The organism is Mesorhizobium sp. M1334 (assembly GCF_040317995.1).
In the GTDB taxonomy this organism is placed as follows: domain Bacteria; phylum Pseudomonadota; class Alphaproteobacteria; order Rhizobiales; family Rhizobiaceae; genus Mesorhizobium.
On the sequence record NZ_JAMYLM010000004.1, the window covers coordinates 300,379 to 322,650 of the forward strand.

Here is a 22,272-nt window from a genome sequence, read left to right on the forward strand (position 1 = left end):
TTAAAATTCGGTTGATACCGCAAATCTGCACATCACCTATGCAACTTTTGTGGTTGCCGAATCATTGGGCAATTGATAGTTTCGCAGGTGTCGGCCATCTACTCCTCCCAGATGCGATGCCGACGCTGAGTGCGGTACACCTCCTCCCGTGCCGTATTCGAAATCGAGCCCGCTGCCACCTCCTCCCGGCAGCGGGCTTTTTTTGTTCCGGCGCCGGGATAGCGGGCGATGCTTGGGGTCGTTACTAGCATCGGACACGACTGTTGATCCGCAAATCGTTGAGCTTCGCCGCGGCTTGTCGGGCAGAATCCTGTCACACTTGTCACTCTCACCGGTTCGCCTGCGGCCCTATCCTGCCTCACGACCAGCAAACAACGCCGCGCCAGCAATGCTGCTGCGGAGGATCGGCAAGGGAGACGCGAGATGGCACATCGCGATGGGACGAGACATCACCCGGCGGTACGGCGCGCAATCAAAACGCCGCGGATCGTCTCGCCGCTTGCGAGATTATCTGGCCCTGAAAGAAGTGATCAGGCCTTCCGCCATGCGGACGAACTGCGCGCTCGGGCCTTCGGCGCCGACACTTTGCAGGCTGACGCGGGCGCCCTCGAGCAGAAGCGACAGCGTATCGGCGAGAAGCTCGGCCTGTCCGATACCCGCGTCGCGACACAGCGAGACCAGACGCTCGCGCTGCGCTTCCTTGAGTTCCTTGATCACTTGCCTTGCCGGATGATCGGCCTCGCTCAGCTCGATGGCGGCGTTGGCCATGTCGCAACCGCGGCGATCCGACATCAGGCAATCGGCCGCCATCCGGACCCAGGCGTGCAGTTGCGCCAGCTTGTCGCCCGGATTCTCGGCCTCGAACTTCTCCCACATCGCGTTGGCGCTGCAGGCGGTCGCCCGCAGACATTCGATGATCAGGTCGTCCTTGGACTCGAAATGCCGGTAGAGCGTCATCTTGTTGGTGCCGGCGGCCTCGGTGATGGCGTCGATGCCGACGCCGCGAATGCCATGCTTGTGAAACATGTCCCGTGCCGTCTCCAGGATCCTGTCCCGGGGGCGAACACGCTCCACAACACCGTCTGTCATCAAAACCTCCGTGATTGCGTTTCCGAAATTCCCTCGGTCCACCTCTTGACTAGGGTGTTACCGGTCTGTAACGTTAGCGATGTTACTTACCTGTAACACCCGCATTGCATCATGTCAAACTCGCAAGTGCCGGTCATCAGCCCCGCCCCGATCGGCAAGGGGACGAACCGCCCCTCACGGCCTCGGCCGGCGAGCAAGAAAACACCAGATCCGCGGCTTGCCGCGGATCGCCAAAACCAGGAGCCGCTTCGATGTCGCAGCGCAATGATCTGACGATCGATGAAGTCGTGAGGGATCCGATGATCCGCATGCTGATGAAAGCCGACCGCGTCGACCCGCGGTCTTTCGAGGCGATGCTGCGTACGCTGGCGGACGAGCAGGCCGACCGCCGCAATGCGCCGCGTCGCCCCCTGCAAGATTTCGGCTTTCTCGAAGATTCCGGCTCAACGCGCAGCCGGCGGCTGTCCAGGGTGGCCAAGGCCTTCGGCCGGGCCAGAGCATCGGGCGAGGCGTGCATCTCATGGTAAACTTCTTCATCCATCGTCCGATCTTTGCGTCGGCGATCGCCATCATCATGGTGCTCGCCGGGGGAATCTCTTATTTTCTTCTGCCGGTCTCGCAATTTCCCGACATCACGCCGCCCCAGGTCGTGGTCAGCGCCCACTACCCGGGCGCCAGCGCGCAGGTCGTCGCCGACACGGTGACGACACCGCTCGAACAGCAGATCAACGGCGTCCAAGGCATGATCTATATGTCGTCGTCGAGCTCCAATGACGGCTCGTCGACGATCACCATCACCTTCGACGTCGGCTACGATCTGAGCACGGCGGCCGTCGACGTCCAGAACCGCGTTTCGCAGGCGGCTTCCTCGCTGCCGGCCATCGTCAATCAGGGCGGGGTGACGATCAAGAAGCAGAACCCGAACTTCGTCCTAATCGTCGACCTCACCTCGCCGGACGGTTCCGTCAATCCGGTCGCGCTGAGCAACCTCGCCTATCTGCAGGTGGTCGATCCGCTGAAGCGCCTGCCCGGCGTCGGCGACGTGCAGATCTTCGGCGAGCGGCGCTATTCGATGCGCATTTGGCTCGACCCCGACAAGCTCGCCAATCTCGGCATTACCGCCGTCGACGTGCAGAACGCCGTCGCCGAGCAGAACGTCCAGGTGGCGGCCGGCAAGATCGGGCAATCACCGGCTCCGGCCGGCACTGCCTTCGAGATGCAGGTCAACGCCGTCGGCAGGCTGAGCGATCCCAAGGAGTTCGGCGACATCGTCGTGCGGGCCAATACCGCCAACGGCTCGCTGGTCAGGCTGCGCGACGTTGCGCGCATCGAACTCGGTGCGCTGCAATATTCGTCGTCGGCCTTCTTCGGCAAGGACCCGACGGTGGTGCTCGCGGTCTACCAGATGCCGGGCTCCAACGCGCTCGATCTGCAGCAGCGCGTCAAGGACAAGATGCAGGAGCTGTCAGCCCGTTTCCCGAAGGGCGTCAGCTACGCCATGCATTACGATACGACACGTTTCGTTTCGGCCTCAATGCACGACGTGCTGATCACGCTCGGCGAAGCGCTAGTCCTGGTCGTCGCCGTGGTGTTCATCTTCCTGCAAAGCTGGCGCACCACGATCATCCCGACGATCGCAATTCCGGTGTCGCTGGTGACGACGCTGGCCGTCATGCATATGCTTGGCTTCTCGCTGAACATGCTCAGCCTGCTCGGCATGGTGCTGGCGATCGGCCTCGTCGTCGACGACGCCATCGTCGTCGTCGAGAATGTCGAACGCCAACTTGAGGCCGGCCTCAAACCTCTGGCCGCCACGCGCACGGCGATGGCCGAGGTCACTGGCCCGATCATCGCCACGACCGCCGTGCTGATGGCCGTGTTCGTGCCGGTCGCCTTCATTCCCGGCGTGTCCGGCCGACTCTACAACCAGTTCGCCCTGACCGTGGCGATCTCATTCGGCATCTCGGCCTTCGTCTCGCTGACGCTTACCCCGTCGCTCAGCGCCGCCTTCCTGCGCCACCGGCCGGAAACACAGTTCGTGCTGTTCCGCTGGTTCAACAGGGGCTTCGAACGGCTGGCGCATGCCTATGCGAATGGCGTACGCATTCTCATCCGCCTGCGCTGGATCATGCTCGGCGTGTTCGCGGCCGGACTTGTCGCGACCTATTTCGTCTGGCAGCGCCTGCCGTCGACCTTCCTTCCGGTCGAGGACCAGGGCTATTTCTTCGTCGTCATCCAGCTCCCCGACGGGGCCTCGCTGGAACGCACCGATGCAGTGGCGCAAAAGGCGCGCGACATCCTGCAAAACACGCCGGGCGTCGATATCGTCGGCTCGATCAGCGGCTTGAACTTCCTGACCAGTGCCGCGCAGTCGAACTCGGCGGTCGAATTCGCGATCCTGAAGCCATGGGACGAACGCGGCCCCGACCAGAGCGCCTCGAAGCTCGTCGCCGACGTGCGCAACAAGCTGTTGCAAATTCCGGAGGCTTTTGCGCTGAGCTTCGACCCGCCGTCGATCCCGGGCATCGGCACCACTGGTGGCTTCGAGTTCCAGGTCGAGGACCTGACCGGCCGCGGCAGCGTGGCGCTCAACGATGCGACGCAAGCCGTGATTGCCGAGGCGCGCAAGCAGCCGGAGCTCAACCCGCAGCAATTGTTCTCGTCGTTCTCGACCTCGACGCCACAGTTCAACTATGATCTCGATCGCGCCAAGGCGAAGCTGCTCGGGCTCAACCTGCCGGACGTCTTCAACACGCTGCAGATCTATCTCGGCTCGCTCTATGTGAACGATTTCAACCTGTTCGGCCGCACCTTCCGGGTGACGATCCAGGCCGACAAGGACTCTCGCGCCGGTCCGGCCGACATATCGCGGCTCTATGTCCGCAATGCGTCGGGTGGCATGGTGCCGTTGAGCACGTTGGGCAAGCTTGTGCCGATCGTCGGCCCCGAGACCGTGCCGCATTACAACAACAATGCGTCGGCGCTGATCAATGGCGGCGCCGCCCCCGGCTTTTCGTCCGGCCAGGCGGTGGCGGCAATGGAGCGTGCCGCTGCCACGGCATTGCCGAGAGATTTCGGCTACGAATGGACCGGCATCACCTATCAGGAGCTCAAGGCAGGATCGATCGCATCCGTCGTCTTCGGCCTTGCAATCGTCTTCGTCTTCCTGATCCTGGCCGCGCAATATGAGAGCTGGGCGATGCCGTTCATGGTGCTGCTGGCGGTGCCGCTCGCATTGTTCGGTGCGTTCGTCGTGCTGTGGCTGCGCGGCATGCAGATCGACGTCTATTCGCAGATCGGCTTCGTCATGCTGATCGGACTGGCGGCCAAGAACGCGATTCTGATCGTGGAGTTTGCCCGGCGCCGACGCGAAGAAGGCCTCAGCATCGTCGACGCCGCAATGGAAGCGGCGCGGCTTCGGCTGCGACCGATCCTGATGACCGCCTTCGCCTTCATCCTCGGCGTGCTGCCGCTGATGTTCGCCACAGGTGCCGGTGCCGCAAGCCGGCAGTCGATCGGCACCACCGTCTTTGGCGGCATGGTCGCGGCGACGATCCTGTCGCTGGTGTTCGTGCCGGTCTTCTATGCGGTGATCGAGCAACTGCGCGAGCGCCGCAGCGAGAGCGAACCGGTTTCCGAAGCGACCGAACAACCAACTGCCGAACCCGCCTTCGAGCCCCTGGCCGAAGCGGCTGAATAGGACTGGAGAATTGATCATGCGTAAATGGAAAATCGCGCTGGGAACGGCCGTCGCCCTTGGGGCGATTTCGGTGGCGAGCGTTCACCTGCTCGACATGGGCAGCCTCAGCCTCAACGCCGGCACAGCCGGGGCGGCAACACCCAAGCCGGAAGCCTTCGTCATGCCGGTGCCGGTGGTGAGCGTCGTCAAGAAGACGATCCCGATCTATCTCGACTACGCCGCCCGGGTGGAGCCGATCCGCAGCATCACGCTGCAGGCGCGCGTGCCGGGCTACCTGCAGGAGCAGGTCGCCATCGACGGCAGTGACGTTGCGAAGGGCGACCTTCTCTACAAGATCGCCCCTGAGGATTTCCAGGCTGCCCTCGAGCAGGCGAAGGCGCTTATCCAGCGCGACACGGCAACACTCGACTATGCGCGCTCCAATCTCGGGCGCGGCAGCGAGCTCGCCAAGAGCGGCTATCTCGCCAAGGACGTGTTCGACCAGCGCACCAGCACCTTGCGTGAGGCTCAGGCTTCGCTCGCCGTGAACCAAGCCGCCTTGCGCACCGCCGAACTCAATTTGAGCTATACCGAAATCCGTGCCCCGTTCGCGGGACGCATCGGACGCAGCCAGGCATCCGTCGGAACGCTGGTCAGCGTTGCCGGCACGGTGCTCAATTCGCTGGTGCAGCTCGATCCGATCTACGTCACCTTCAATCCGAGCGAGACCGACCTGACACAGATCGAGGAAGCCCGGGCCGCAGGACCGATCAGTGTCGATGTCCTGCTTCCCGGTGAAACGGAACCGCGCCAGAAGGGCGATCTTACCTTCATAGACAACACGATCGATCGCTCGACCGGCACGATCACGGCGCGGGCGACGATCGGCAACGCCAAGTTCACGCTGCTCCCCGGCCAATATGTCCGCGTCCGGCTGCACGTCAAAGAGCAGCCCGATGCGCTGATGGTACCGCAGACGGCACTCGGCTCAGGCCAGCTCGGCAAATACCTCTATGTCGTCGGCAAGGACAACACGGTCGACCAGCGTATCGTTTCGCTCGGACCGACCAATGGCGATCAGGTCGCCATCTTGAGCGGTGTGGCCGAAGGCGACCGGGTCATTACCGGCAATCTGCAGAAGATCGGCCCGGGAATGCCGGTCTCGCCGCTGCCCGAGAAACCGGCCACCTGATAACCCCCATCAGGTCCGGTCCCGCGGCGCCCTCGGCTCCCACGCCAGGGGCGCCGTTTTGCTATGTTCGTCTTACGCAATTCCTTGGGGAAAGCGCTACATACGCCGGCTTCGAGAAGCCGGCGTGATGTTCAGCGGGGTCGGCTTTTGCGGCCGTGCGCCCTGACGGCCTTGCCTGCGCCGCAAGCCGCCGGCCAAGCGGAAGTCAAGAAATCCACAACCAGCCTCTTGTAAGATTGTCGACAATCTGTTTTTCCTTCCGGTTTGCTGGAGCAGCCGGAATGGCAACGCTGGATTTCAGTCCGATCGCCGACACGACAAGACGCGCCGAGATCGTGGCGCTGCTCCGGCGGGCGATCCTGACCGGCCAGTTGGAACCTGGGCAGAAGCTCAACGAACTCAGGATTTCCGAGCAGATGCGGGTGAGCCGTGCGCCGCTGCGCGAGGCGATGCGCGAATTGGTGCAGGAAGGCATCCTGACCAGCATTCCTTACGCCGGAACCTTCGTCATCGACGTTACCGCGAAGGATATCGACGATGCCTATTCGCTCAACAAGGTGCTCGACGAATTCGCCATCGCGCGGACCTGGCCGCTTCGCGACCAGCGCTTCTTCGACGAGCTCGACCGGCGCCATGCGGCGGTGAAGCAGGCGACGCGCGAACTGGACACGACGCGGCAGATCGAAACGGCGCTACAACTGCACGGCCTGATCCATGAATGGGCCGATAATTCGGTGCTCCTGGAAACCTGGCAGCGGCTGACCAGCCGGCTGCAGATGTATTTCGCGCTGCACCAGCGGGCGCGCAACGAGCCGGTGCCTGCCGAAGATGCTCACGAGACCTATGTGCGGCTGCTCAAGGGCAGCGACATGCGCGCTGCCCAGCGCCACGCCAAGGAGCACATCGATTTCGATTTCGAAGAACTGCTCGCCTATGCGCGCGGGCTGGAACAGCGCGGCTCAAAGGGTGCTGGCGCCAATCGTGCCGGACCGCCTGAAGGCGGCTGAGCCAGACAATTCTGGTGGTCATCCCGGAAAATAGGCAACGGACAGAAAACGTGCAGATCAAAACCATCAAGGCCTACCATGTCGTGCAGCCCTTCGTTGACGGGCCTTACCGCATGTCCAAGGGGCGCGTCGCCGATGCGTTCGACGCGGTGATCGTCGCCGTCACCACCGATAGCGGGCTCACCGGCTGGGGCGAGATGGCGCCGCTCGGCAACTTCTATTCGCCTGCCTTCGCCGCCGGCACGCGCGCCGGCGTCGTCGAGATCGCGCCGCATCTCATCGGCCATGACCCACGCGGGCTTGCCAGTATCAACAGGCTGATGGACACGGTTTTCAAGGGCCATCCCTACGTCAAGTCGGCGCTCGACATGGCATGCTCGGATCTCGCGGCGCGCGCCGCCGACGTGCCGCTGGTCACCCTGCTTGGCGGACGCGAGAGCGAGACGGCCGAACTCTACAAGGTCGTCACCCACGGCAGCGTCGACGCGATGGCCGCACTCGCCAAGCGCATCGTCAACGGCGGCTTTCACCGGCTGCAAGTCAAGGTCGGCGGCAACGTCCATGACGACATCGAACGCGTCACAGCCGTCGCCGCCGCCGTGCCGAAGGGCACCGTCATCTTCTGCGACGCCAATGCCGGCTGGACGCCCTACCAGGCGCGCCAGTTCGCCGATGCGACGCGCAACATCGACTACACGTTCGAGCAGCCCTGCACGACGATCGACGAATGCCTGTCGGTGCGCCGCTCGCTCGACAAGCCGATGGTGCTGGACGAATCCGTCGCCTCGCTTGACGATATGCTCGACATCCATCGCAAGGGCGCCGCCGACGGGCTGACGCTGAAGATCTCACGCCTTGGCGGCGTCACCAAAACGCGCCAGATCCGCGACCTTGCCGTCGACCTCGGCTTCATGATCACGGTCGAGGACACTGGCGGCGCCGAGATCGACACATCGGCCATGGCGCATCTGTCGCTGTCGACGCCGGAGGAGCGCCGGCTGCACGCCATCGCCTTTCACGAATGGGTGACGGTGCGCACCGCATCCAACATGCCGCCGGTTTCGGGAAGCCGTATGGGCATTCCGGATGGGCCGGGCCTCGGCATCGATGTCGTTCCCGGCCTGCTTGGCGCGCCCTTCTTCGAAATCGGCAGCTGAACTGCATAAGGCTGCACCGAATCAACCTGAATATGCCGCGTCCTTCTGACTGCGGAGGCACGGCCGTGTGGGTTGACCGCTCATCCAATCGTCCTCGACCGATTGCAGAGCGGCAATGCCCAATTGCCGGTTGAAATATTTTTCATTTGCAAATAGAAATGTTCAAAACGTTGATTTGGACGCTGCGGCGCGTCAGGAACTGGAGGAAGCGACATGTCCCATCCGCAATTTGCAGCGGAACTTCTGCAGCGCGCTGAACAGCAGGGGCCGATCACCATCGGGCTTGCCGGCGCCGGGCAGATGGGCACCGACATCGTCGTCCAGGTCGCGCTGATGCCGGGCATGCGGATCGGCGCCATTTCTGAAGTCAGGCCGCAGGCAGCGATCGACGCGGCGCTGCTCGCTGGCCATGACCATTCCGACATCGTTCAGGCCGGCAATGCCGCGGCGATCGACCGCGCCATCGAGGCGGGCAAGATCGCGGTGACCGAAGATTTGCATGCGCTGGCGGCGGCCGGCCGGATCGACGTCATCATCGACGCAACGGGCAATCCCAATATCGGCACGCTGTTTGCGCTCGAAGTAATGAAGAACGGCAAGCATATCGTCATGCTCAATGTCGAGGCCGACATCACCATCGGCCGCTTCCTGAAGGAGGAGGCACGCAAGGCCGGCGTCGTCTATACCGGTGCCGCCGGCGACGAGCCCGCCTGCACGCTGGAGATCATCGGCTTTGCTAAAAGCCTCGGCTTCAACATCATCGCCGCCGGCAAGGGCAAGAACAATCCGCTGAAGATCGACGCCATGCCGGCCGACTACGAGAAGGAGGCGGCCGAGCGCAACATGAATGCGCGCATGCTGGTCGAATTCGTCGACGGCTCGAAGACGGCGATCGAAATGGTGGCAATCGCCAATGCGACCGGCCTGGTGCCCGATGTGCCGGGCATGCACGGCCCGACCGCGACGCTGGAGGAGCTGGCAAGCGTGCTTTGCCCGCGCGAGGATGGCGGCGTGCTGCACCGCAAGGGCGTTGTCGATTACTCGATCGGCAAGGGTGTGGCGCCCGGCGTGTTCTGCATCATCGAGACCCGGCATCCGCGTGTGCTGGAGCGCATGATCGACCTCAAGGTCGGCCAAGGCCCCTATTTCACGATCTTCCGGCCCTATCATCTGACCAGCCTGGAAGTGCCGCTGTCGGCGGCGCGCGCGGTCGTCTACAAGCGTGCCGACATGGAGCCGCTCGACCATCCGGTCGCCGAGGCGGTGGCGGTTGCCAAGAGCGATCTCGGCGTTGGCCAATCTCTCGGCATGATCGGCGAGAACGACTATCGTGGCTTCGCCATGACCTGGGAGGATGCGCGCGCCCGCGGCGCCCTGCCGCTCGGCCTTGCTGAACGCGCCAAGGTGGTCAAGCCGCTCAAGACCGGCGACTTCCTGACCTATGAAAATTGTGTACCCGACGATTCGATGGTGATAACCCAGATCCGCCGCCGTCTCGACCAGTCAGACGGACGGTTCGCCACCAACGCGGCCTGACCCCGCCGGATCTCCGCCTGATGGAAGATGTCGTAATCGGGATCGACGCCTCGACCACGGCCGTGAAGGCAATTGCCTTCTCGCGCGACGGCGAGGAGCTGTTCCAGGCGCGCGAGCCGTACCCGCTTTCAAATCCGAAGCCCGGCCATTTCGAGCAGGACGCCGAACATTGGTGGACGGCGCTGCTTGGCGCATTGAAGCAGGTCACCGAGGCGGTCGGCGCTGCGCGGGTGGCGGCGATCTGCATCGCTCATCAGCGCGAGACCTTCACGCTGGTGGACAGCGCCGGCAAAGCACTCATCCCGGCGATCCTGTGGCTGGACGAACGCGCCCGTCCGCAGGTTATCAGGCTTTCGGCCGAACTCGGCCGCGAGGCGATCCGCGACTGGAGCGGCAAGCCGCCGGACCCGACGCCGGCACTCTACGCCATCGCCTGGCTTGCCGAGCACCAGCCGCAAGTGCTTCGCCAGGCAGCGGCGCTGGTCGACGTGCACGGATTCTTCGTCCAGCGACTGACCGGGCGATTGGTCACCAGCACCGCAAGTGCGGATCCGCTCGGGCTGCTCGACGTTGAGAAAGGCACTTGGCGTCCAGAGCTCGTTGCGGCGGCGGGGCTGCAACTGGAGCAATTGCCCGAGTTGGTCGCGCCGGGCGTGGTCTGCGGCAGTCTTTCCGCAAGCATAGCGCAACTGACCGGCCTGAGGACCGGCACGCCGGTCGTTGCCGGCGCCGGTGACGGCCAAGCTATGGGCCTCGGCATGGGCGTCTACGGCGAGGGCAAGAGCTATCTCTCGCTCGGCTCCGGCGTGGTCAGCGGCTGCTATTCCGGCAAGGTGAAAACCTCGGACGCTTTTCGAACGCTGGTCTCGCCGACCGGCTCCGGTTTCATGCTTGAGACCGTGCTGCGCTCGGGCATGCAGCTGGTCGACTGGATCGTTCGCACGACCGGTTCGCCATCGGCGGCAGCGCTGGAGAACGCGGCGCTGGATGTTGCTGCAGGCAGCGACGGCCTGCTCATCATGCCCTATTGGGCCGGCGTCATGAGCCCCTATTGGGACGGTGCGGCGCGCGGCGCCATTGTCGGCCTGTCGCTGGACCACCGGCCGGAGCATCTCTTCCGCGCTGTCCTGGAAGGCATCGCCTTCGAGCAGGCCGTCGCCACCGAGGCCATGGAAGCCCAGGCCGGCGGACCGGCGGCGATGATTGCCGCCGGCGGCGGCACCAATTGCGCGCTGCTCATGCAGATCATGGCAAGCGTGATCGAGCGGCCGCTCTCGGTCTCGCCGGTCAACGAAGCCGCCGCGCTCGGCGCTGCCATGCTGGCGGCAGCGGCTGTCGGCTGGTTTGCCTCGCCGGAAGCCGCAGCAGAGGTAATGGCTGCCGCTCCCACCAGGCATGTCGATCCGGTCGACGGGCTTGTCGCCGCCTATCGCGACCGCAAGGCAATCTACCGCGACCTCTACCAGGCGACGCGCGATATCCATACCCGCCTCGGCGCTCTCGGCGAAATCTAGCGGTTGAGCAGGCCCTTTGCCGCGTCTTCGTCGGTGATCAGAACCGATACCTTGGTGTTGGCAAGCGCAGCCCGCATCACCGCAACCTTCTCGCTGCCTCCCGACACCAGGATGATGCTCGGGATATCCGACAGATCCTGCAGCGGATAGGCGCAGACGCGGCGGTTGACCTCGTGGTCGACCGGGCGGCCCTCGGCGTCGATGAAATGACACAGAATATCGCCGACGGCACCGGCCGCCTGCAATTCCTCGAGTTCGCTTGGCTTGATGAAGCCATAATTGGCGATCGGGCTGTCGTTGGAAAACGAGCCGACGCTGAGCACGGCGATGTTTGCCCGGCGTGCACGGAAGACGACGTCCTGAACGCTGCGCTGGCTCATGAAGGCGTCGCGCTGCTCCGGCCTGTCGGCATAGACCGGCACCGGCAGCAGGAAGCATTCCGCACCGATCTTTTCGGCGAAATCCCAGGCGCTTTCTGTCGGGTTGAGCGGCTGGGCATGGGTGAGGCCGCCAAGCATCGAAACCACCGTCGTCCTGGCGATGGGCCGCCGCGGCAATTCATTGATGGCGAATTTCAGTGTCCGCCCCCAGCCCAGCGCGATGACATCGCCGGCATTCACATGGTCGGCCAGGTAGGCGGCAGCGGCGTGGCCGATCATCAGCGGCGCATTGCTTCGGTCGGCTGCCGACGGCACGACCACGGCCTGGCTGAGCCCGAACCGCTGCTTCAGGCTTTCCTCCAAAATCACGCATTCGACGACGCTGTCACGGATGCGAAACTGGACGACCCCCTCTTCGCGGGCGGCGGAGAGAATGCGATGCACCTTGATGCGGCCGACGCCGAGAATTTCGGAAATCCGTTCCTGTGTAAGACCCTCGACGTAATAGTGCCAGGCGGCGCGGGCCTTGAGTTCAGCGTCGGGGAAGCGCGAGGCTCTTTCGTTCTCTACGATCGTCATCTGTTTGCCTTGCCGCAGCCGCCGGCTCTGCTCATGAAATTCCAATCCGGCGACTTCGAAATGCCCAAGATTTCGGAGACCTTGCGTAAGCCAAACCGGCGGACAGCGCAAACCCGTCCTCGAATGAAGCGGCAGGCCTTGACAATTTTCCGACGAACAGTTTAGCTGAACAAAATTGCATGTTAAAGATAAATTGTTCACAGGGAGGAGCCTGGTGAGCAAAGTGGCCCGGTGATGCAGCGCCGGATTGCTGTGGAGGAGACAAAGTGGCTGTGAGCAACGACACAAGCAATTTGAAGGCAGGCGAGTTGAAGGCCGGCTCTGGCGCGCAGGCTACCGCGGGCGCAAGGTTTTCAGCTGTCTTTGCCGGAACCATGGGTCCGCTGATCGGGCTGGTTCTGCTGTGCCTGGCGCTCTCGCTGACCACCGACACGTTCCTGACCATCCGCAACATCCTCAACGTGCTCGACCAGGTCACCGTGCTCGGCATCATGGCGATCGGCATGACGCTGGTCATCCTGATCGGCGGCATCGACCTGTCCGTCGGCTCGGTGCTGGCACTGGCTTCCATGGTGATGGGCTTCGTCGCCCATCCGGACTATCTCAATCTCGGCCTGCCCGCCGGCATCGCCGCGGCCCTCGTCGTCGCCGGTCTTTGCGGCCTGGTTTCGGGCCTGCTGGTCACGATCACCAAGCTGCCGCCCTTCATCGCCACGTTGGCGATGATGTCGGTGGCGCGCGGTCTCGCCAACATGATCACCGACGGCTCGCAGATCGTCGGCTTTCCCGACTGGTTCACCAGCCTGTCGATCATCCGCCATTTCGGCTTCCTCTCGGTCACCGTCGGGCTGATGATCGTGCTTGCCGTCATTTTCGCGATCTTCCTCAACTACCGCGCCACCGGCCGCAGCCTGTACGCAATCGGCGGCAGTGCCGAAGTCGCCCGGCTGTCCGGCATACCGGTCAAGTCGCTGACGAACTGGGTCTATGCGATCTGCGCCGTGCTGGCCGGTCTCGCCGGCATCGTGCTTGCCGCGCGGCTCGATTCCGTCCAGCCGAGTTCCGGCCTCGGCTACGAACTCGACACCATCGCGGCGGTAGTGATCGGCGGCGCCAGCCTGTCGGGCGGCGTCGGCTCGATCGGCGGCACCGCCATAGGCGTCCTCATCATCGGCGTGCTGCGCAACGGGCTGAACCTGCTCGGTGTCTCGCCCTTCATCCAGCAAGTGGTTATCGGCGTGGTGATCGCGCTGGCGGTGGCCACCGACACCTGGCGGCGCCGAGCACAATGAAGAATGGGGCACAATGAAGAATTGGCTCAATGAGATTCACCCGGATATTCGGGCGAAAACGGATCGGTGATCCGAAACTGGGAGTTGTTCGGCCAAGGGGCGCCGCGATGCGCGGGCAGGACAGATTGAACATCAACGGAGGAATAACATGCTGACCAAACGTTCATTGCTGCTTGCCGCCGCGGCCGTCATCCCGCTGCTTGGCCTGTCCGATATGGCCTCGGCCAAGGAGGCCAAGAAGCTCGGCCTCGCCGTCGCCAATCTGCAGGCCGACTTCTTCAACCAGATCAAGCAATCCGTCGAAGCCTATGGCAAGGAAAAGGGCATCGAGGTCGTTACTGTCGATGCCAAGGGCGATTCGGCGACCCAGGTCAGCCAGGTGCAGGACCTGATCACGCAGAACATCGATGCGCTGATCTACATTCCGGCGGGCGCCACCGCCGCCACCGTGCCGACCAAGACGGCCAAGGCGGCCGGCATCCCAGTCATCAATGTCGATCGCAACGCCGACGGCGCACCCGGCGACACCTTCATCGCCACCAACAGCGTGGCATCTGCCAAGGCGGTTTGCGACTACATCGCCAAGCAGGCCGGCGGCAAGGGCGAGTTGATCATCATCCACGGCCAGAAGGGTACGACGCCCGAGGTCGATCGCTCGAAGGGCTGCGGCGAAGCGTTGAAGGGCTATCCCGACATCAAGGTGGTCGGCGAATTGTGGAGCGAAGGCTGGCACCAGGACGAAGGCTTCAAGCTGACGCAGGATCTGTTGCAGTCGCATCCGGATGTGTCGATCGTCATCGGCCAGGCCGACGCGCTGGCGCTCGGTGCGGCGCAGGCGGTAAAGGTCGCCAATCCCGGCCACAAGGTCTGGGTTGCCGGCTTCGACGGCGACGTGGCGGCGCTCAAGGCACTAAAGGACGGCGTCTTCGACGTGACGGCAACGCAGCAGACGCAAGGCATGGGCCGGCTTGCCGTCGACGCGGCAATCAAGCTGGTGGCCGGCGAGACCATTCCCGCCGAACAGCTGCAGGATGCGACTTTGACCACCAAGGACAATGTCGAGCAGTTCATCGCCAAGCATCCCTGATTGAGACCAGTCCGGCAGTCAGCGAGCGCAACGATGTCCACCGATCCTCGCCATACGCACAGCCCCCATAACGGGCTCGTCGTCAGCGGCCTCTGCAAGAGCTACGGGCCGGTGCAGGTCCTGGCCGATGCGAGCTTCGAGGTGCGGCCGGGCGAGGTCGTGGCGCTGCTTGGCGAAAACGGCGCCGGCAAGTCGACCGTCTCGAACATCATCGCCGGGTCGACGAAACCCGATGCCGGCACCATCACCTGGCGGGGGAACCCTTATTCCCCCGCCAATCCTGCCGCGGCGATCGACGCCGGCATCGGCATGATCCACCAGGAGCTGAAGCTCTTGCCCGATCTGTCGGTCGCCGAAAACGTCTATGTGGGGCGCCTGCCGATGCGCGGCGGCCGCATCGATCGCACGGCAATGAATGCACGGGCATCGGCCCAGTTGAAGCGCCTCGGCCTCGATGTCTCACCCGAGCGCAAAGTGCGCACGCTGCGTATCGCCGCCCAGCAGCAGGTCGAAATCGCCAAGGCGCTGACGCTCAATGCCGAGTTGCTGATCTTCGACGAACCGACGGCCGCCCTTGGCGGCGAGGAAACGGAGCTCCTGTTCCAGCAAATCCGCAAGCTCAAGGCGGAAGGCATGTCCTTCATCTATATCAGCCACCGGCTGGACGAGATCGCCCAAATCGCCGACCGCGTGGTGGTGATGCGCGACGGACGCATCGTCGCCCGGCACGAGCGCGCCGACGTTCCGGTGCGCACCGTCGTCGAGCAGATGGTCGGCCGCAGCGTCGAGCGGATGTTCCCTACGGTATCGGCGTCGGGCAACGACACGCTGCTCGAAGTCGAGAACCTGTCCTCGCCGGAACGCAGCTTTCAAAATGTCAGCTTTTCAGTGCGGGCCGGCGAAATCATGGGCATTGCCGGGCTGATCGGCGCCGGACGCACGGAGCTGGTGCGGGCGATCGCCGGTGCCGATCCGATCTCATCGGGTTCGGTGCGCGTCGCCGGCAAGCCGGTGCATCTCAAGGGCCCGGCGGCGGCGATCAAGGCCGGCGTCGTTCTCGTACCGGAAGACCGCAAGGCGCAAGGCGTGGTGCTCGACCAGACGATCGGCGAGAACCTGGCGATCGGCAATTTCGACCATGTCGCGCCGAATGGCTGGGTGTTCCCGAAGGCGGTGCAGAAATTCGCCGAGGCCGGCATTCGCCGGCTCGGCGTCAAGGGCCGGCCGAACCAGGCGGTCAGCAAGCTCTCCGGCGGCAACCAGCAGAAGGTGATCATTGCCAAATGGGTGTCGCGCCCGCCCAAGGTGTTCATCCTGGACGAGCCGACGCGCGGCATAGACGTCGGTGCACGCGCCGCGATCTATGATGTCATCGCCGACCTTGCCCGTTCCGGCATGGCGGTGGTGGTGGTGAGTTCCGATCTCGAGGAAGTGCTCGGCCTGTCGCATCGCGTGCTGGTGCTGAGCCGCGGCCGGCAACGCGGCATTCTCGACCGTCGCGAAGCGAGCAATGTCGCCGTGATGGAACTCGCCACGAGCTAGGACGGCCCATCGAAACAAAGCGCAGCAGGTGGTATCCTCCCGGGCACCAGACCGCGCGGGGCGCCAGCAACAGAGTTGGCGCCCCTTTATTTCCGGAGGACGGCGGTTGGAACAGAGGGACCGACGATGAAACTATTCGAACTTCATGGTGACGTGGCACTTGTTACGGGCGCCGGCAGCGGCATCGGCCAAGCAATCGCCATCGGCTTGGCCGAGGCCGGCGCCGACATAGCCTGCTTCGGCCACGCCTCCAAAGGCGGGCTGGAGGAGACCGCGCACCGGATCACGGCACTTGGCCGCAAGGCGCTGGTGCTGAACGGCACGGTGACTTCAGAGGCCGATCTTGCGGCCGCGATCGAGCGTACGGAGAAGGAACTCGGCGCGCTGACGGTCGCCGTCAACAATGCCGGCGTCGCCGGAGCTGAGCCGGCCGAGACGCTGTCGCTGGAGAAATGGCAGAAGCTCTACGACGTCAATGTCAGCGGCGTGTTCCTGTCCTGCCAGGCCGAGGCCCGCGCCATGCTGACGCGGGGCAAAGGCTCGATCATCAACATCGCCTCGATGTCAGGCTCGATCGTCAATCGCGGCCTGACCCAGGCGCATTACAATTCGTCGAAGGCCGCGGTCATCCACATGTCGAAGAGCCTGGCCATGGAATGGGCCGATCGCGGCCTGCGCGTCAATGTCGTCAGCCCCGGCTACACGCTGACGCCGATGAACAAGCGACCGGAGGTCGCCGACCAGGTCAAGATCTTCGAGCGCGACACGCCGATGGGCCGCATGGCGGCGCCGGAAGAGATGGTCGGCCCGACCGTGTTCCTGGCCAGCCGCGCCTCGAGTTTCGTCACCGGCATCGACCTGATCGTCGATGGCGGCTTCGTCTGCTGGTAGGAGAAAAGATGCAGAAGCGATTCCAGGGAAAAACGGCGGTCATCACCGGCGCCAGCGGCGGCATTGGGGCGGCAATGGCCAGGCGCTTCGCCGCGGAAGGTGCGGCGGTCGTCGTCAGCGCCATCGACGCGCGCGTCGATGAGGTTGCCGCCGACCTGAAGGCTGCGGGCGCCAGGGTCGCATCGCTGCGCATGGACGTGACCAGGAAGGACGAGGTCGTCGCCCTCTATGACCTGGCCGAGCAACAGTTCGGCCGCGTCGACATCTCCGTACAGAATGCCGGTGTCATCACAATCGCCAGGGTCGAGGCGATGACAGAGGCCGAATGGGACAAGGTGATGGCGGTCAACACCAAGGGCGTGTTCCTGTGCTGCCAGGAGGCGATCGCGCGCATCCGCAAGCACGGCGACGGCGGCCGGCTGATCAACACCGCATCCGGCCAGGCGCGGCAGGGCTTTATCTACACGCCGCATTATGCGGCCTCGAAATTCGGCGTCGTCGGCATCACCCAGAGCCTGGCCAAGGAAGTGGCGAAGGAGAAGATCACCGTCAACGCGATCTGCCCCGGCATCATCGACACCGACATGTGGGCCTATAACGATGCGGCGTGGGGCAAGTTGATGGGCGATTACAAGCCCGGCGAACTGATGGCCGAATGGGTGAAGAACATCCCGATGGGCCGCGCCGGCAGCGGCGAGGACGTCTCCGGCCTGGTCAGCTTTCTCGCCAGCGACGATGCGGCCTACATCACCGGCCAGACCATCAATGTCGATGGCGGCCTGATCATGTCGTGAGGATACTCGGGCGGCAGTGCCCTGTCCGAATTGCATGACCGTGACGGCATTACGCGTTGCGAGACATGAATGTTGGTATATATAATTTCATCCCATGAAACGGCTCTGGCGAGATGGGTTCGCCAGGCCGACAGCTGAGATCATGGGACCTTGATGGCTCGCATCTTTCAGAGCGCCGCCAGACCGGCGATCGATCCGCGGACTGCCTTGGCAGCAATCCATCAGCAGCCATGACACGGTCCTCTCCGGCACATCTTCACAAAATTGGGCATCATCCGCTCTGCGCCGCTTCAGCGCCGGCAGCAATCTGGCGCCAACGCCCTTGCGCAACGACCAGCTTTTCCAACACAATCAAAAAAAGATGCAAGAAGGGAACGAACGATAACTTCACCAGAGCTTGACAGGAGAACAAGCATGTCACTTCGGAACATGATTTCGAGTTTCTCAATGGGAGCCTTAATACTTACCGCGGCGAGCGCGCTGACGTCTTCGGCCCATGCGGCAGCGCCGGAATCCAACGACCCGATCAAGATCGCGCTGTTCGACTGGACCAGCGTCAATCTGAACGCAAAGATCCTCGCCGGCATCCTCGAAAAGCTCGGCTACACCGTCGAGTACCCGACCGCCGACTATCTCTCCAGCCTGACCACCGGCCTGACCAATGGCGACATCGATGTCGGCCTGGAATTCTGGGACACGACGGCCGGCGAGGCGATGAAGGCCTCGGACGCGACGGGCCAGACCGAACGCCTCGGCAAGCTCGGACCCAAGGCCAAGGAAGAATGGTGGTTTCCCGAATATATGAAAGAGAAATGCCCCGGCCTGCCGAACTGGGAAGCGCTGAAAGACCCGAAATGCGCCGAAGCATTCTCGACCGCCGAAACCGCGCCGAAGGGGCGTTATCTCGGCGGCCCCGTAACATGGGAAGGTTTTGACGACGAACGCGTCGAGGCGCTGAAACTGCCCTTCACCGTCATCCATGCCGGTACCGATGCGGCGATGTTCGCCGAACTGGACTCGGCCTATCAGCGCAAGGCGCCGATCATGCTGTGGATCTATTCGCCGCATTGGGCGCCGGCTAAAATACAAGGGCGAATGGGTCGAATTCCCCGACTATACGCCGGAATGCTACAACGACCCGAAATGGGGCGTGAACCCCGACGCCAAATATGACTGCGGCAAGCCGCATGGCGAGATCTGGAAATATTCCTGGGCCGGCATGAAGGACAAATGGCCGGTCGCCTACAAGGCCGCGAAAAACTACACGGTCGATACCGACGAGCTCAACAAGATGAGCGGCGAGATCGATCTCGAAGGCAAGACGCCGGAAGACGTCGCCGCCGCCTGGATCGCCGCCCACGAAGCCGACTGGAAAGCCTGGGCCGAGTGACCGTCTGACTGGAAACGCGACGACCCGGCCATTCAGGGCCGGGTCTCGATCCCCTATTCCAGAAGGACGATTGAATGGGCGATACGATTGAACAGGCGGCGAAAGCGGGCAACGATGCACGCCCGATAAAGCTTGCCTGTCGCAATGTCTGGAAGCTGTTTGGCGCGGACGCGGCCAATTTCATCCGCCGGCGCAACGGCAAGGCCAGCATGACGGACATCGCCGCGGCCGGACTGGTTGGGGCGGTGCGCGCCGTCGATCTCGAAATCCGCCAAGGCGAGATCTTCATCATCATGGGACTTTCGGGGTCAGGCAAGTCGACGCTGGTGCGCTGCATGTCGCGGCTGATCGAGCCGACCCACGGCAAGGTCGAGTTTGAAGGCAAGGACCTGCTCAAGATTTCCGATGCCGCGCTGATCGAGCTGCGACGCCACCGTATGGGCATGGTGTTCCAGAATTTTGCCTTGCTGCCGCATCTCAACGTACTCGAGAACATCGCCTTTCCCTTGGGCATCCAGGGGCAGGACCGGCCGACGCGCGAGAAGCGAGCCCGTGAAGTCATCGAGCTGGTTGGCTTGCGCGGCCGCGAGCATTTCTATCCGCGCGAGCTTTCCGGCGGACAGCAGCAGCGTGTCGGCATCGCCCGCAGCCTCGCCACGAAGCCGGAAATCTGGTTCCTCGACGAGCCGTTCTCGGCCCTCGACCCGCTGATCCGCCGCGAGATGCAGGACGAGCTGATGCGGCTGCAGACCATGCTGCACAAGACGATCGTCTTCATCACCCATGATTTCGACGAGGCCATCCGGCTGGCCGACCGGATCGCCATCATGAAGGACGGCGAAGTCATCCAGATCGGCACGCCGGAAGAGCTGGTGGTCAATCCGGCGACCGACTATGTCGCCGAATTCACCCGCGATGTCGATCGCGCCAAGGTGATATCGGCGCGCAGCCTGATGCGCGCCTGCGACGGCGCCGAGTACGGCGGCACGGTCGCGCCGGATGCCAAGATATCAAGTTTTTCGGCTGATATCGTCTCTGCCGGCAAGCCCTTCGCGGTGGTCAACGGCACCGGCAAGCCGATCGGCTTAGTCACGCCGCAGGCGGTGATCGATCTTCTGGCCGGCATAGAACGTCGTGGGGCCGGCGCATGACGGTCACGGCAAGCGCCAGCGCAGCGAGGCCCCGGCCGGTTCAAACCTGGCTGGCGATCTGGGCCTGCGCGCTCGCCGCCGTGCTTGTCGTCTTCCTGCTGCAGGAAAGCCTACCCTGGGCGGTCAATTACCCGGCCGGCGCGATCGTTCCTGTCGCAGACTGGGTCGGTGCGCTGATGAACTGGGTGAAGTCGAATTTCTCCTGGCTGACCCGTTCGATCACCGCGGTGCTCGGCGTGCCGCTCGATTTCGCGCTCTCTCTTCTGGCCAAGAATTTCAAGATCGGCCATGGCGCCGATATGGTCGTGTTGCCGCGCCTGTCCTGGGTCGGCGTCTGCGCTGCCGCCTACCTTGCCGGACGCGCGGCCGGCGGCTGGAAACTGGGTGCGCTGGCCGGCGGCTGTTTTCTCTACATCGCGCTGTTCGGGCAGTGGACCAGCGCCATGCTGACGCTGGGCTTGATCTCGATCGCCGTGCCGTTTTGCATTGTCACCGGGCTGTTCGCTGGCATCTGGGCATGGCGCAAGCCCTGGGCGGAGAGGCTGTTGATCTCCCCTGCCCTCGATCTGATGCAGACGATCCCGACCTTCGCCTATCTCATCCCGATGCTGCTCCTTTTCGGCAACAGCCCGGTCTCGGCAATGATCGCGACGGCAATTTTCGCGACGCCGCCAATGGTGCGGGCGACGATGCTCGGCCTGTCGCGGGTGCCGTCGGAGATCGACGATTTCAGCGAGATGGCCGGCTGCACGGCACGGCAGAAGCTGTGGCGGGGTGCTGTTGCCGTCGGCGCGGCCGACATTGATGGTCGGCGTCAACCAGGTCATCATGCTGGCGCTCAATATGGTGATCATCGCCTCGATGATCGGCGCCGGTGGGCTCGGCTATGACGTGCTTTTGGCGTTGCGCGCGCTCAAGGTCGGCGAGGCGATGGAAGCTGGCCTCGCCATCGTCGCACTGGCGATTGCACTCGACCGGCTGAGCCAGGCGATCGCGCACAATCACGCCAAGGGCAATGTCCGCCATCAGGCCGGCACCAGCTTCTGGCGGCGTTATCCCAACCTGACGCTGGCCGTCGCCATTCTCGCCGTCACCACGCTGCTCGGCCTGTTCGTGCCGGCCTTCGCCGCGGTGCCGAAAGCGATCACCTTCACCACCGCGCCTTTGTGGAAGGCGGCGGTGAACTGGATCACCATCAACTTCTTCGACACGATCGAAGCGTTCCGCGTGGCGCTTATCCTCAACGTGCTGAACCCGGTGCGCGCCTTCTGCGAGGGCTTTCCGTGGCTGGGCGCGGTTTGTCTCCTTGGCCTTGCCGGATACCAGCTCGGCGGCTTCCGCCTCGCCGCCCTGGTCGCGGCATTGACAGCGTTCTGCGCCGTCACCGGCCTTTGGGAAAAGACCATGGCGACGGTCTATTTGTGCGGCATCTCGGCCTTTATCGCTTGCCTCATCGGCATTACGATCGGGCTGATGGCATCGCGCAGCGACCGCTTCGAAAAGACCGTCACGCCGGTCATCGACACGCTGCAGGTGCTGCCGTCGTTCTGCTTCATCATTCCGGTGGTGATGCTGTTCAGGGTCGGCGACGTCACCGCGATGATCGCCACCGTCGCCTTCGCCGTGGTGCCGGCGATCCGCTACACCAATCACGGCATCCGGCAGGTGCCGCCGGCGCTGATCGAGGCGGCGAAGGTGTCCGGCTGCACCAGGCGCCAGACCTTCTTTTGCGTGCAGCTGCCGCTGGCGCTTCCAGAGATCATGCTTGGCGTCAACCAGACGATCCTGATGGCACTGGCGATGATCATCATCTGCGCCATGGTCGGCACCCGCGATCTCGGCCAGGAGGTGTTCATAGCGCTGTCCAAGGCCGATTCCGGCCGCGGCATCGTCGCCGGCCTGGCCATTGCCTTCATTGGCATCGTCGCAGACCGGCTGTTCAACGCCTGGACGGCGAAGGCTCGCGCAAGGCTGGGATAGTCCAGAATAGGA

At 63.6% G+C, this 22,272-nt stretch carries 15 protein-coding genes and 2 pseudogenes; 15 read left to right on the plus strand and 2 right to left on the minus strand.

Translation table 11 applies throughout. From position 1 onward, the window contains the following. Nucleotides 1-507: 507 nt before the first annotated feature. Complete coding sequence (locus NKH17_RS11130; RefSeq protein WP_031211029.1) at nucleotides 508-1,089, minus strand: TetR/AcrR family transcriptional regulator; 582 nt, start codon at nucleotides 1,087-1,089, stop codon at nucleotides 508-510. Between the two features lie 251 nt (nucleotides 1,090-1,340). On the opposite strand from NKH17_RS11130, the gene NKH17_RS11135 reads away from it, so the two are divergent. From NKH17_RS11135 to NKH17_RS11165, 7 genes are all read left to right on the plus strand, one after another. Beyond that, on the plus strand, nucleotides 1,341-1,616 hold the full coding sequence (locus NKH17_RS11135; RefSeq protein WP_352895922.1) for a hypothetical protein: 276 nt from the start codon (nucleotides 1,341-1,343) through the stop codon (nucleotides 1,614-1,616). Beyond that, nucleotides 1,610-4,789, plus strand: a complete 3,180-nt coding sequence (locus tag NKH17_RS11140) for an efflux RND transporter permease subunit (RefSeq protein ID WP_352895925.1) — start codon at nucleotides 1,610-1,612, stop codon at nucleotides 4,787-4,789. The genes NKH17_RS11135 and NKH17_RS11140 overlap by 7 nt, the downstream gene beginning before the upstream one ends. Nucleotides 4,790-4,805: 16 nt before the next feature. Next, nucleotides 4,806-5,960: an efflux RND transporter periplasmic adaptor subunit gene (locus NKH17_RS11145; RefSeq protein WP_254820387.1), complete on the plus strand. Its 1,155-nt coding sequence runs from the start codon at nucleotides 4,806-4,808 to the stop codon at nucleotides 5,958-5,960. A gap of 281 nt (nucleotides 5,961-6,241) precedes the next feature. Further along, nucleotides 6,242-6,967 carry a GntR family transcriptional regulator gene (locus tag NKH17_RS11150; protein WP_352895928.1) on the plus strand — a complete coding sequence of 242 codons (726 nt, stop codon included), beginning with the start codon at nucleotides 6,242-6,244 and terminating at the stop codon, nucleotides 6,965-6,967. Nucleotides 6,968-7,017: 50 nt separating this feature from the next. After that, nucleotides 7,018-8,124, plus strand: a complete 1,107-nt coding sequence (locus NKH17_RS11155; RefSeq protein WP_352895930.1) for a mandelate racemase/muconate lactonizing enzyme family protein — start codon at nucleotides 7,018-7,020, stop codon at nucleotides 8,122-8,124. A gap of 213 nt (nucleotides 8,125-8,337) precedes the next feature. Further along, nucleotides 8,338-9,660, plus strand: a complete 1,323-nt coding sequence (locus NKH17_RS11160; protein ID WP_254820384.1) for an NAD(P)H-dependent oxidoreductase — start codon at nucleotides 8,338-8,340, stop codon at nucleotides 9,658-9,660. 20 nt (nucleotides 9,661-9,680) lie between these two features. After that, a complete protein-coding gene (locus NKH17_RS11165) occupies nucleotides 9,681-11,174 on the plus strand; it encodes a xylulokinase (RefSeq protein WP_352895932.1) in 1,494 nt (497 codons plus the stop codon). Here the strand turns inward: NKH17_RS11165 and NKH17_RS11170 are convergent. After that, the gene (locus NKH17_RS11170) at nucleotides 11,171-12,133 is read right to left on the minus strand and encodes a sugar-binding transcriptional regulator (RefSeq protein WP_031211026.1); all 963 of its coding nucleotides are present in this window, start codon (nucleotides 12,131-12,133) and stop codon (nucleotides 11,171-11,173) included. The genes NKH17_RS11165 and NKH17_RS11170 overlap by 4 nt on opposite strands. 308 nt (nucleotides 12,134-12,441) lie before the next feature. Between NKH17_RS11170 and NKH17_RS11175 the strand changes: the two genes are divergently transcribed. From NKH17_RS11175 to NKH17_RS11210, 8 genes and pseudogenes are all read left to right on the plus strand, one after another. Continuing rightward, nucleotides 12,442-13,425, plus strand: coding sequence for an ABC transporter permease (locus NKH17_RS11175; RefSeq protein WP_302897181.1), 984 nt, complete (start codon nucleotides 12,442-12,444; stop codon nucleotides 13,423-13,425). A gap of 148 nt (nucleotides 13,426-13,573) precedes the next feature. Beyond that, nucleotides 13,574-14,512: a sugar ABC transporter substrate-binding protein gene (locus tag NKH17_RS11180; protein ID WP_254820381.1), complete on the plus strand. Its 939-nt coding sequence runs from the start codon at nucleotides 13,574-13,576 to the stop codon at nucleotides 14,510-14,512. Nucleotides 14,513-14,545: 33 nt separating this feature from the next. Beyond that, the gene (locus tag NKH17_RS11185; protein ID WP_352895935.1) at nucleotides 14,546-16,054 is read left to right on the plus strand and encodes a sugar ABC transporter ATP-binding protein; all 1,509 of its coding nucleotides are present in this window, start codon (nucleotides 14,546-14,548) and stop codon (nucleotides 16,052-16,054) included. A 126-nt stretch (nucleotides 16,055-16,180) separates the two neighbouring features. Next, nucleotides 16,181-16,945 (plus strand): SDR family oxidoreductase, encoded by a 765-nt coding sequence (locus NKH17_RS11190; RefSeq protein ID WP_352895937.1) that lies wholly within the window; start codon nucleotides 16,181-16,183, stop codon nucleotides 16,943-16,945. A gap of 8 nt (nucleotides 16,946-16,953) precedes the next feature. Then, nucleotides 16,954-17,739 (plus strand): SDR family oxidoreductase, encoded by a 786-nt coding sequence (locus NKH17_RS11195; protein ID WP_352476591.1) that lies wholly within the window; start codon nucleotides 16,954-16,956, stop codon nucleotides 17,737-17,739. Between the two features lie 414 nt (nucleotides 17,740-18,153). Beyond that, nucleotides 18,154-19,129 (plus strand): annotated as a pseudogene (locus NKH17_RS11200) (ABC transporter substrate-binding protein). A 74-nt stretch (nucleotides 19,130-19,203) separates the two neighbouring features. Further along, on the plus strand, nucleotides 19,204-20,280 hold the full coding sequence (locus tag NKH17_RS11205; protein WP_352895939.1) for a quaternary amine ABC transporter ATP-binding protein: 1,077 nt from the start codon (nucleotides 19,204-19,206) through the stop codon (nucleotides 20,278-20,280). Next, nucleotides 20,277-22,260 (plus strand): annotated as a pseudogene (locus NKH17_RS11210) (ABC transporter permease). Before NKH17_RS11205 ends, NKH17_RS11210 begins: the two are co-directional and overlap by 4 nt. The last annotated feature ends 12 nt before the right edge of the window (nucleotides 22,261-22,272 follow it).